Origin of the sequence: Entomohabitans teleogrylli (assembly GCF_001484765.1) — a bacterium.
Lineage (GTDB): Bacteria > Pseudomonadota > Gammaproteobacteria > Enterobacterales > Enterobacteriaceae > Entomohabitans > Entomohabitans teleogrylli.
In genome coordinates this window covers 82,536-94,792 of sequence record NZ_KQ947380.1, presented here as the reverse complement: position 1 = coordinate 94,792, position 12,257 = coordinate 82,536, and the positions used below count along the sequence as shown (strand labels likewise).

Annotated in this window: 10 protein-coding genes; 4 read left to right on the top strand and 6 right to left on the bottom strand. The window is 53.7% G+C overall.

Annotated elements, in window-relative coordinates:
* Nucleotides 1-21: 21 nt before the first annotated feature.
* From AQ981_RS09235 to AQ981_RS09220, 4 genes are read left to right on the top strand one after another with little or no spacing between them, the layout of a single operon-like run.
* On the top strand, nt 22-699 hold the full coding sequence (locus AQ981_RS09235) for an EcpB family pilus assembly chaperone (RefSeq protein WP_058911456.1): 678 nt from the start codon (nt 22-24) through the stop codon (nt 697-699).
* Nucleotides 700-707: 8 nt separating this feature from the next.
* Nucleotides 708-3,233, top strand: coding sequence for a TcfC E-set like domain-containing protein (locus AQ981_RS09230; RefSeq protein ID WP_058911455.1), 2,526 nt, complete (start codon nt 708-710; stop codon nt 3,231-3,233).
* Entirely contained in the window at nt 3,217-4,839 is a 1,623-nt protein-coding gene (locus AQ981_RS09225) for a hypothetical protein (protein WP_058911454.1), read from the top strand. The genes AQ981_RS09230 and AQ981_RS09225 overlap by 17 nt, the downstream gene beginning before the upstream one ends.
* 54 nt (nt 4,840-4,893) lie before the next feature.
* The gene (locus AQ981_RS09220; protein WP_058911640.1) at nt 4,894-5,580 is read left to right on the top strand and encodes a fimbrial biogenesis chaperone; all 687 of its coding nucleotides are present in this window, start codon (nt 4,894-4,896) and stop codon (nt 5,578-5,580) included.
* Nucleotides 5,581-5,622: 42 nt separating this feature from the next.
* Here AQ981_RS09220 and AQ981_RS09215 read toward each other — a convergent pair whose 3' ends face one another.
* The 6 genes from AQ981_RS09215 to AQ981_RS09190 all read right to left on the bottom strand — a co-directional run bounded on the left by AQ981_RS09215 (nt 5,623) and on the right by AQ981_RS09190 (nt 12,203).
* Nucleotides 5,623-6,216 carry a helix-turn-helix transcriptional regulator gene (locus tag AQ981_RS09215; protein ID WP_161969161.1) on the bottom strand — a complete coding sequence of 198 codons (594 nt, stop codon included), beginning with the start codon at nt 6,214-6,216 and terminating at the stop codon, nt 5,623-5,625.
* A 415-nt stretch (nt 6,217-6,631) separates the two neighbouring features.
* A complete protein-coding gene (locus AQ981_RS09210) occupies nt 6,632-7,171 on the bottom strand; it encodes a fimbrial protein (protein ID WP_058911452.1) in 540 nt (179 codons plus the stop codon).
* Between the two features lie 10 nt (nt 7,172-7,181).
* Nucleotides 7,182-8,192 carry a fimbrial protein gene (locus tag AQ981_RS09205; protein WP_071608851.1) on the bottom strand — a complete coding sequence of 337 codons (1,011 nt, stop codon included), beginning with the start codon at nt 8,190-8,192 and terminating at the stop codon, nt 7,182-7,184.
* Complete coding sequence (locus tag AQ981_RS09200; RefSeq protein WP_082683170.1) at nt 8,189-10,849, bottom strand: fimbrial biogenesis usher protein; 2,661 nt, start codon at nt 10,847-10,849, stop codon at nt 8,189-8,191. Before AQ981_RS09200 ends, AQ981_RS09205 begins: the two co-directional genes overlap by 4 nt.
* An 80-nt stretch (nt 10,850-10,929) precedes the next feature.
* Nucleotides 10,930-11,637, bottom strand: a complete 708-nt coding sequence (locus tag AQ981_RS09195) for a fimbria/pilus periplasmic chaperone (protein ID WP_121500637.1) — start codon at nt 11,635-11,637, stop codon at nt 10,930-10,932.
* A gap of 32 nt (nt 11,638-11,669) precedes the next feature.
* The gene (locus tag AQ981_RS09190; RefSeq protein ID WP_058911450.1) at nt 11,670-12,203 is read right to left on the bottom strand and encodes a fimbrial protein; all 534 of its coding nucleotides are present in this window, start codon (nt 12,201-12,203) and stop codon (nt 11,670-11,672) included.
* Nucleotides 12,204-12,257: the final 54 nt, after the last annotated feature.

The following is a 12,257-nucleotide window of genomic DNA, read 5'->3' as shown; positions in this document are numbered from 1 at the left end:
TTCTTTGAGTAAGGATACATCATGAAAATAAACCGTTTTGTTGCCCTGGCACTTACCCTAATGGCAACGTTTTCCGCCCGGGCCATTAACGTCGGCGAAGTCACCTCCATGATGACCCCTGACAGCGCAAGCCTGGCAAAAGAGATTTTTAACAATACCGACTCCGCGCGCTTTGTCAGCGTCAATGTAGAGCGAATCTCGTCGCCGATGGCCAACGGCGTCGTTATCCCCATGGAAAGTAAAGCCGAATTGCTCTCCACGCCCGCCAGCTTAATTCTACCCGGGCAGGCCAAAGAGAATTTCCGCTTTTTCTATAAAGGGCCGGAAGACGATAAAGAGCGCTATTACCGCCTCTCGTGGACCGATGAACCGGTCAGCGAATTCGATACCACCAAAAATAAGAAACTGGGCCAGGCCACCACCTCGGCGATTATCAGCACCATTCTGGTCGTCGCGCCGCGTCAGGAGCGTTTCAATTTTAAACGCCAGGGCGACACAGTCACCAATACCGGCAATGCCTCATTCCGGGTTATCTCTTATGGCCCCTGCCGGGACAAAGCCAAAGATCTGGGACAGGGATGCCGGGAACGTTATTACGTGATGCCGGGGATCAGCGTCAAGATAAAACATACCGACCTTTCCAGTAAAAAAACCCGCATAGGTATATGGCACGGCGCACAATTTATTAACGCAGATTGAGATAAGTTATGGATAAGTCGGAGTATGTAAAAGGAACTCTGGTTCTCAGTTTGCTGCTAATGGCAGGCCATAGCGATGCCGCGACACCGGTGCGGGTCAATAATTACCTGATTCCCGCCGTTTTCGCCAGCGCCCTGCAGCAAGGAATGACGGTGCCGGTATTTGTGCGCTATGACGGCGAAACCAGCGCTTCCCGCAGCCAGCAAAAAATTGCCGACGCCACCCTTTCGGTGCGCGATGGCGCGTTTCTGATTAACCAGGTGATCCTCAGCGACCTGCCGAACCGCACCGAACTGGCGCCGCAAATCAAAACCCTGATTGAGGGACTGAAAGACGCCCGCTTCAACGAGGGCAACCGCCTGTATCTGAATAAAGACGCCGCGATTACCCTTGACACCCGCTCTTTCTACCTGGAACTGACGGTCAACAAAGACGCCATGGCCGCCGCCATTCTGCCGCGTACCAATATGCTCGGGGACTCTTCGGCGGATCACCTGTCAAATATCCTTAACTACACCATCGGCAGTTACTACAACAAGTACGCGAGTAACAATAACGCCAGCAGCTATATCACCCTGGACAACACGACCTCGCTGCGTGAGCACCACCTGAATCTTAACGGTTCTGTTTACGGTATCGGCGCCGCCAACAGTAACAGCGATCTGTACCGCGCCATGTATGAGCGCGATTACCAGGGCAACCGGATGGCGCTGGGGATGGTCGATACCTGGAACCTGCAGTCTATCGCCAGCATGAGCGCGCTGAACTCCAGCCGCATTTATGGCGCCAGCTACGGCAATAAGAGCAGCACCTGGATTGAGGATAATACCCTGACGCTGGTGCCGATCACCGTGTTCCTGCCGGCAGCCGGCGAAGTACATGTTATTCGCGACGGCAGACTGCTGAGTATCCAGAACTTCTCTATGGGCAGCTATGAAATCGATACCTCAAAGCTGCCGTTCGGCGTCTATAACGTTGAGGTTGAGGTTATTGTCAACGGTAAGGTCGTCAGCTCGCGCAATGCGCAGATCAATAAGACCTTCGCCCGCCAATCGAGCGTCACCGGCAATCTGTCATGGCAGACCTTCGCCGGGATGCTCGAATACAACAAAATGGATTACCGCCGCCACAACAATGTCAATCACGGCAAAAAAGAGACCTGGATTGCCGGCGCTGCGGTGGGAACGGCGCAGCCGTGGCTGTCCGGCGTCAATCTGAAATCGACCCTCTACGGGTTTGACAATAACGGCGTCAACGAAACCGAAGCTAACGTCGTCTTTAACGACACTTTCAGCGTTAACCAACAGGCACTGCTGGCCAGCGATGGCTCCTGGCAGAGCATCAGTACCCTGAATCTGTCGATTCCCGGCGGCTACGGCAATTTGTGGGGTTCCCGCCAGTTCAGCCATATCGGTAATCAACTGCCGATGCGCAAGGGCGATTATTTCACCGTCGGCGCCAGCACTAACCTGAACCGCTTTGTCCCCTGGCTGGGTAACCTGTCGGTCAGCCGTACCGACGATAAATATAATGGTAACCAATACACCAACGCCGATTACAACCAGACCCTGTTCTCCAGCCGCTGGGCCACGGTGTCGCTACGCGCCGGCGTGCAGCGCTACTATTACAGCGACCGCAATAGCCGCAGCGATAAATATGTCAATATCGACTTCTCGCTGCCGCTGTCGACCTGGCTGAGCGCCGGCGTGTCCAGCGAAAACGGCAATATGCTGGCCAACGCCACGGTACGCAAAAGTTTTGATGACAGCGCCATAACCCAGGCCGGCGCGTCGCTGTCGAAACGTATCCGCAGCAGCAACGATAATAACGGCTATCCATCCGATGACTTCGCCGCCAACGGCTTCGTCTCTTACGACACCAAATATAATGCCGGCACGGTGGCCATTACCCGTTCTTCCGATCGCAGCACTAACTACAGCCTCAGTTCCCAGGGCAGCATTGGCTGGACGAAAGAGAGTTTTAACCTTGGGAAAGGCACCCAGAGCGCCGGGGTAGTTATCAATACTAACTTCACAGAAAAAGGGCGCATGCTGGCGCAGATCAACGGACGCAACTATCCGTTAACCGGGAAAAGTAATTTCATCAGCCTGCCGCCGTATGCCGAATACAAAGTTGAGCTGATGAACGACAAAACCTCTCAGGACAGCGTCGACATTGTCAGCGGCCGCCGCAATCAGATAGTGCTTTATCCCGGTAACATCAGCGTGATATCGCCGGAAGTGAAGCAACTGGTCACCGTCTTTGGCCGGGTCAGAAAACCGGGCGGCGCCATTTACGCCAACATTGATATTCATAACCACATCGGTAAAACCCGCACCGACGAGCGCGGTGAGTTCGCCATGGACGTCGATAAACGCTACCCGGTGATCACCCTGATCGACGCCCGCGGCGGGGTTTGCGAAGCCGATCTCGACCTGCGCGACGCGCGCGGCGCCGTGTGGGTTGGCGATATTCAGTGCGTACCTCAATCACAGACGGCATCGCGTACAGGAGAGAATGACCGTGTTTACTAACTGGAAGCTTATGTTGTCGGGGGCAGCCTGTCTGCTGAGCGCCCATTCCGCCATCGCGGCCACGATTAGCAGCACCAGCTCCGGCTCAAACAGCTATATGTTTATCGAAAACCATGTCGATAATGAGTATTTTATTACCCCGGATAGCCTGAACCCGCGCTTTTCCGGCGCCAATGTCTGGACCAGGTACAATACCAATCAGGAAAGCCTCGGCTACATGGGGTATGGCACCACCCGCAGCAACCGCTATGTCGATCTGTGGATCAGCAACTCGCCGATCAATACCCCGTTTCTCGGCCTGCGCTGCCGAACCGATGGCAGCAACTGTACGTCGTCGAGCTATATCACTGCCGATGTGGTAGACAGCGAAGGCTTCTATCATGCCCGCAGCGGCGGCAGCATTGCCAACGGCAACCAGCCTTACGGCCTGTTTTCCCCCTCGGCATTTGAGTTTTTCCGCACCCAGGCGGTCGGCAACAGCAGCGTTTTTGTCATCAACTGGTGCGCCACCAGTTCCTCCTCCACCGACTATGACTTCGCTTCCGGGGTACGTTGCAGAGATTTACCAGACAGCAACGCCAACTGGGAAACCTATACCCTGACAGCGACCAAAATCGGCCATCTGTCACTGGAAAGTACCGGCTCGATGTCAGAAATCTGGGTCGCCAGCGACGGCACCCCCAGCGTAGCCGGCAGCGGCGCCTGGTGTTCGACTGGTATTGTCAGCAGCGCCAGCGGCATTATCTGCAAAATGGTCTCTTACAACCTGCAACAGACTCAGGCCGTCAGCACCCTGCGTTTCGGGATGGAGGTAGATACCGCGGCGCTGGGATTTTCCCCGAGCTCCACCGATATTAAATTCAGCGGCGATGGCGCCAGTTGGTCCAACTGGGGCTCTTCGACCACCCGCGTCGGCGATATCTTTACCCCCGGCGGCCACTATGTGTATGTATTTCTTTCCCAGGCCTTCTTCAAAAAAGTGCTGCAGTATGGCGCGAACCTCACCGGCAACGACGCGCTGTTCACCTTTACGTTTCGTAACACCAACACGCCGCAGTCCGGCTTTTACCAGTTTACAGCTTCCAGCCTGGTTAACATCATTCCTAAAGAGTATGGAATCAGTATTATCTCCACCGACGGCAGTGCACATCCGCGTAATTCGGGTATGATTGGCGATGATTCGCCCATCGAATTCGAGTACCTGGTGACGACATCGGCGTCGCGCCAGGCAGACACTATTACCGCACAGGTGGTAGGCAGCAGCGTCACGCTCAACGGCACGCCCTGGTGCCTGTTTACCTCCGATGACGGCACGCTGAATGTTCCGGTTCCGGCTTATTTATCCTATACCAACAGCGGCGGGGCCACGGTCCGGCAGCGCAACAGTTGCGCGGAACCCCCCATCAATATGACATCCGCCGCCTGGACCCAGACGCCGTGGAACGCCGCCGTTGATAACAGTTTTTACTTCGAAACCCGGCTGAAGCTGCTGTTCCCGATGAATGACTCTCGTTCCCAGTTCACCGTCACCGGTACTGACTGGATGGGCACCGTCAGCGCCAGCGGCGAGCTCAAAGTCACCGCCACCTGGACAGGCGTCGATTGATAAACCCCGATGGCCGGCGCGACGCCGGCCACGGCCACTGATTACGGAAGCACAATGATGTTCAGGCTCACTTTCCCACTCACGCTGGTAGCGGCGCTGTTTACCAGCCCGGCGCAGGCGGTGTGGTTTAACTCGCTGATCTACGATATCCCGTCGGATAAAACGTTTATCTCCCGGCCAATTGTCAACGATACCGACAGGACCAATCTGTACACCCTGTCAGCCTATAAAATCGATAAGCCCGGCAAAGGGGGCGAGCGGCGCATTGATGGCGGCGCCCAGGAGATACTGTGGTCGCCATTGAAGTTCACCATTGCGCCGGACGGTAGTGAATATTTTAAGCTCTATTATCGCGGGCCGCAGGACGACCAGGAGCGCTACTATCGGGTGGTTTTCAAAGAGGCGCCGGTACGGCTATTTCCGCTGGCGGAAACCCGGCGCAATCTGAATATTATTCCGGTCACCGCCATGAGCACTATCCTGATTGTCCGCCCGCGTCAGTCGCGTTTCGCCTGGCATGTCGATGAGAAAACCGGCGTTATTGAGAACACCGGCAATACGTATTTCCGGGTCATCATTCACAACGGCTGCAATGGCGATGACGAAAGCTCCACCCAGTTCTATATGCTGCCGGGGGATAAATATCAGGACAGTAACGTCAGCGCCGGGAACCGTAAATTCATTGTCGCCATGGAGCGTTATCACCCGTTAGGGAGCGGCTGTTTCAGCCCCCAGCCATAATTAACGCCGGCGCCAGCCAATACCCGCAGGCCATAGCTCCGCCTAGCTGCAATATCCGGCGCACAGCCTCCCCAGACGCGGAACGCCGCCGAATTTTTTACGCAATGACGCCTCGGCGCCGCGCACGCTGCGGATACTACATTGTAAAATATCAGAAATATCATTAGCCGTGCGTCCGGTCAGCAACAGGCTCATCACGCGCATTTCACGCTGGGTGATTACCGGAAATTTACGCCCTTTACAGGCCCGGCCATACAGAGAACGCTTCGCATTCTTTTTGAAATGTTCCCGCCCCTCCTGGGAAATAATGACCGCTTTGATCCGTGACGAACGTCGCAGCCAGTAATTAGCCAGCGCATACATCTCCCGATCGGCGACCAGGATAACGCTCATACCGCTCGACGCCAGCAGAGCCAGCCACCTCTCCTTCATAAACAGCATAAAGTTGGCCAGCGAAAAATCGACAAACACCACCCCTTCCGCCAGGTAGCACGGATACTCCTTAAAAATTAATTCATGGATCGCCAACTTAAAGTAATAATTGTGATCCGGCCAGACAGCAATCTTTCTCTGTTCGCAATCCGGAAAAGGGATATATTCATCACCGGCCACTGTGCAATTTAAACCGCATCCCATGCAGCACATCCTGTATTGCGTTTTCTGATCATCCATGTCGTTACCTTCCTGGAATAGTTGTTCAAACAGTCATCACATCGCAGTAATAGCAGTACATAACGCATCGCGCGGAGAAAATGAATACAGCAAACAACTATTTCAATGCAATTTAATTAATCGGGCTTATTTATAAATGGCCACACCGATCAAATATTTATGATACAAATTGACACCAGCACAACAGATTATTTAATGTTGCGACAATATTAACCGGTGTTGAAGGTTGATAACGGCAAGCCGGTTTATCGGCAGCAAAAACCGCGATAGACTGGGAACAGAGAAAAAAGCAGGTGAATCAACTTATCCGGTTCCTGGCAGGAGAAGAAACAGGCCGGGACGGTGACCTGATAAAAGCCTGGCCCGGTATCCTAAGCCATTAATCATATTCCAGAACAAATGTAGCCTGCGCATTAGCACTACCGGGACCGACAGCCTGCGCGGTCATCCGATACTGGGCATAAAAAGTCAGCACTTGTATGCCGGGCCCCGGGGTCAACGGGTACATGACTGACGATTGGGCCAGGGGCACCAGGTTTTGCGTCGCGTCGAGAATAGCAATAGCAATATTCTGCGCGCTGCTGGTACTGCTTAACGCCAACAGCGCGCCATCGCTGCCATCCGGTGTTCCGGCAAACGTCACCCTGACGCCGCTTGCCGCTTCCCGACAATCCTCCAGATGGATCTCAAAGCGCACTGGTGAAGAGACACCACCGTGGCTAACCAGATCCTTGATAGCCGTGGTCCCTAATTCAACATACTTAGTCTGCGAATCCGTGGTGACAGTACAAGCATTAGCCACAATATTGGCTTTCAGTTCGATATATGAATCTGCCAAATCGGCCCACACCGGCGGGATCGCCATTAATGCAGTCAGGGCTATCACCAGCCTGACAATTTTATCGCTGCTAAAAACCATTGCGCCTCCCTTAATCAAAATCCACTCGCAGATAAGCCCTGGCGCTGACGGGTCCCTCCGCCGGGATATTTCCAGTGATACTCACCGGCCAGGCCTTCAAATTAAAACTGGCGTTACCAGCATTGTCTAACTGAAAGGGAATATATTTATTAATATCGTTGGGAGTTAACGGCGTGTCAGCGCTATCTGCAACCACGAATCCGACATCGCTATTGTTCGAAACAATAGCATCTCCGAAGGCCTCGTCAGCCTGGATACGCATGGTCAGCAGCGACTGAGCGGAAATATTACTGCAACTTACCGTCATAGCACGCGTGATCGGGTTAACGCCCTGAGCCCTGGCGCCGGCGGTTTTAAACGCCCCGGCGGAAATATCACCAAAATCCATCGTGATAATATCCCCGGCATTGATCTTGCAACTTTGTGGCACGGTAATAGTGCCACTGTAGGTCATATAGTAAACCGGCTGTGTTCTGGGCGCCGTGGTGGTGGTAGCGCCATACACGGTAAAGATAACTGACGAAGGAATTTCCACCGTACCGACAAACGGACGCGTCACTTTCAGCTTTAGCGTCATATTAGTATCCGACACGCCAAACCCGGTGCAAGGAACCGGATAGGGGCCAAAACTGAAATTTTCCCCAGGCGGGTAAAATGCCCCGAAAGTACCATCTACCACCTGAATAGCCCCATCCAGATAGTCATTAAGGCGCAGGTATTTCCAGGATCCCTCCGTTGAAACATGAGGAAACGTCGTGATATAGCTGCGGTAGGTATAGCTGACACTGCCGGTACAGTCACACCTCACAGATATCTGCGGCCGGTTAGTTAAACTAATATTGAAAGAGTAACCCTCCACGTTTTGCGCCACATTCAACGTATGGGAAATATTATAATTATTGGTCACGGCATTGCCGGACGATGGACGACAGGAAGCGGCCTGAGCGTAACTTCCCCACAGAGCCAGAAGAGCGCCGCATCCCCACCACCAGCGGTGTCGAAAACAGGTTAATAGATTCATGGTACACACTCCGCAGTAATATAGCTGATGGCGTTCTCCAGACTCTCTTTCCCCAGTTGCCAGTTGGACCGACACCGCTGGTGAGCTTGCGTGCCCCACTGAGCGGTCAGCGTTCCCTCAAGGGGCAGTCCTGCCAGATAGACTTGTCCATCTTCCCCGACAATGGTGCTACCACGACCATCAGCCTGGCTGACCGTAGCGCCGAAAGGTACCGCCTTGCCGTTATAGCGCAAAGTTATCAATGCCCGTACCCCGCTGCGGGCAGTAAATTCGGCACGTACTAACGCGCCGCGGGTCGGGACCACGTTAGTTACGGCCCCATCCAGATCGGTATGATCGTTAAGGGTATTCGTATCCAGCGCTACCCGGTTATGCCGGTACGCTGTGGCATAGGGGATCACCGCATAACCGCGCCAGTCGGTACGGACGCCGGTGGCATTTTCAACGCTGACATGACCGGCCCCCGGCGCTTTTATCAGTACGTTGGTATCTCCCAGCGGCTGGCTGAGGGTCAGGCCATTAGCATGCGCCACCACCCCACCACTCAGGCTATAGTTAACCTGGCGATAGCCATCGCTATAGTTATAACCAGCGCTGAGGTTCGCCAGGCTCCCCCGGTAATGTGCGCTGGCGTTACCACTGTAGCCGACATGGTGATTACCATATCCCTGCTGAAGGCTGTAACTGAGGTTACCGTCATCCAGCAAGGTGCCGCTGAGGCCCAGAGACTGGTTCATCCTGCCGTGGCGATCGGTATTATTGTTGTAAGACAGATGAGCGGTGTTACGGCTATAGCGCGCCGCGCCCCCGGCAAAGATATTCAGCGGTAGAGAGAAGCGCAGCGCATACATTTGATCCGCCTCGCCAAATCCTGGGCTCTTGCTGTAGCTATAGTTCAGGCTGTAGTTGAGACTGCGGTAATTACCACTGTACCCCACTTGCATTAAATCCGTCGTCTGGCCGGTATTCCAGTAACTCTGGGTGCTGCCGGTAATGTACAGTGACCCGCTATCGGCCACTTTCTGCGATATCGTCGCCTGGAATTTACCGCGCTTGTTGTAACGCAGGTTGTAGTAATCCTGCCACGATGGCGTAACGTGAATCTGCCCGTCCTGGGTGTCCGCCGTATAGCCACTCATCTTGCGATAGGTGGTTTCATCCAGGGTATAAAAACCGGAGGTCGAATAGCGATACCCCAGCAGCCGGAAAGTGGTACCCAACTCATTCAGCGATTTGGCATACAGGAAACGCAGCGACTGTCCACGATGTCGACTCTTATCTGCCAGCCGACTGTCAGCATGGGTCACGTCAAAGGAGAGAGCCCCCCATAGTCCAAGATTTTTGCCCCCTCCCAGCGCCCAGGCCTGGTAATCCTCCGACCACTGGCCGCCGCCATACAGAGTGACACCCGCTGGAAGCCCCCAAATCAGCGTTCCCTGACCCAGTTTCGGCTCCTCCTGATTGCTGTTGCCGCTGCGATAGTGGCCGGCGGTCAGGGCGTATTTTACTTGTCCTTCACGCTGCAACACCGGAACGGATGAAAACGGCACCGTATACTGCTCTTCGCTACCATCAGCTTCGGTCACTGTCACCTGCAGGTCACCGCTGTTTGAAGTCGGGAAGAGATCGTCGATTTCAAAGGCTCCAGGAGAGACATAAGTCTGATAGATAACATAGCCATTTTGTCGCACCGACACCCGGGCATTACTTTTGGCAATCCCACGTACCGTCGGCGCAAAGCCGCGCTGGCTGTCCGGCAACATATTATCGTCGCTGACCAGTTGAATACCGCGAAAACGCAGGCTGTCAAAAATATCCGCCGGAGTATAACTGTCTCCAAGGGTCAATTCGCTTCGCAGTGGAATAATCGAACGCTGGACATACGTGTTGATATGCTGCCAGGTGCTACGACTTTGACCCGGGGCGCGATTGTAATTCCATGTTGAATAATCCCGCAGCCGCCATGCGCCAATGTTCAGCCCGCTCTGTAGGTTAAGAAAGTAGTTATCGTTATTGGTGTCTCCCCGGGTATTACTGCCGGTAAAACTGTAGTTGATCAGCGCGGCGTTAATACCGTGATCCCATTTTTCCGGGGAAATATAACCGCGGGCACTATTCATCATCGCGGCCTGGGGAATACTCAACTCCAGTCGCAGTTGCTCAAAGTTGAAAAACTCACTGGCGGCGGGCATAAGCTGGGTATAAGGGACACATCCCTCATTTTCCAGGTCAGCGATATCCACAAAAGCGCGCAAATTAACGCCTAAAGTCTCCAGGCGGCTGGCGGTCAGGCAGGCCCTTAGCCCGGTATCATTGCCATTACCAGAGAAATCCTGGCCCTGTGGTGTCGTCTCAAACAACACATCCTGTGTATCGATAAACACATTGTTCAGGTAAACATCAACCCGATAGTGTCCCGGCGCCTGGCCTTCATTCTGCTCAAAGCGTGATAAATCAGCCACTGCGTCGGGATCATCAGATAAAAAGCCTGGATTGAAGTATAGATCGGCATATACCCCGAACGAGATAAGCCCGATACACAGCGCCAGTGGCGACAATACTTTGCGCCACCCGACCAACGGAACGCGGCTGACGGCATATCTTCGCGTCCCGTCTGGCGTTTTCCTTTCGCCTGCGATACGAGCAACATATTTCATCGTCTGGCTCCTGTAGGAGATCCGTGGCTTTCTGTCATCTGCTGCGAATTTCCCTGTGTGCATCAGCTGCCATCCACTAACTACTGCATTACCGCTCTGGCTGATGGCGTTGTCGCGCCGTAGTCATTCACGGTCTGATAACGAACTTCGCCCCTCGCTGAGGATGGTAGCGTTAGCGAGGCGCTGCTTTTCGGTGCCACCATGGTGTTAGGTAATTTGTGCGCGCCGGACCAGAGGTTGACCAGTGAAACGTGATAAGCGGAAGGGTTATTGATCGTCAGCGTACGGCCCTGTTGGCGAAAACGTAGCTCAGCCGGCGCATCTGCTGGATTACCCGTTAGCCCTACAGGACGCCAGAAAAGTTTGATACGCGACAGCACCGCCAGTTGCAGCACATTGCGTCCTTCCACAGCACTACGCTCAGCGGCAGGAATTGCCTTCACATTCACCCAGAAAACGCTTTCCCGATCCTGGGGCAATGTACCAGGTCCGACATACATGATGCGTAGCGTATTTTCACTTTTTGGGTTATTGGTAAATAGCGGTGGAGTAATAACAAAATCGCCAGTCTTTTTATCCCGGTTGTCATCCACCCAGGACTGAATAAGAAATCTGGTTTTATCGTCACTGTTAATCACCGCCAGGGAAACTTGTTTTTTATCGGCAGGATAAATAACCCTGGTGGAACCGAGCGCAATACCCCCAGCCTGCACCATCAGGGGGGCAAATAACAGTGCGATGAAAGCCGCTTTGTGCCATTGAAATATCCTTTGAGGCAACCTATTCATCCTCTCCTCCTTAAGCGACAACCACAAAACCACTAAGGATAGGTCAGCGTAAACCATGTCCAGGCACTGACTATCCCTGGATAAATATCGCTCCGCGTGGCGCGGTAACGTGCTTTAAAATTTAGTATTGTGACCCCGTGATTTAACAACGGGTAATAGCGTGACGGCATATTGGGCGCCAACAGTTCATCCTGCTCATCGAACAACGCCAGACCGATCCCCGTAGCTATCCCCTGGGCATTGATGGTACGGAATACATCCGGATCATTGGTGTCACTTTGGCCAAGAAACTGAATCGCCACCTCCTGCCCAAACCGAGCCGTACAGTCATGTAACGTGATGCTGAATTCAGTGGGCCGGGAATAACTGCCAATACCCGTGAACTGATGACTGCCATGATGTCCCATAGGAATATGCTGAAGTTGACTATGAGCACTGACCACACACGCCGGCGCGGTAATCGCCCCCTCAAGTCTGACACTTCCCCCAGCCACGGTCACACTCCCCTGGCAGATATCCGCCGCCAAAAACAGCATGATGCAACCAGAGGACAGTTTCAGCCGCATAGCAACCTTCCTTAAATATCCTTCTGTGGACGTTTAACCAGTCGTCCCTGACTG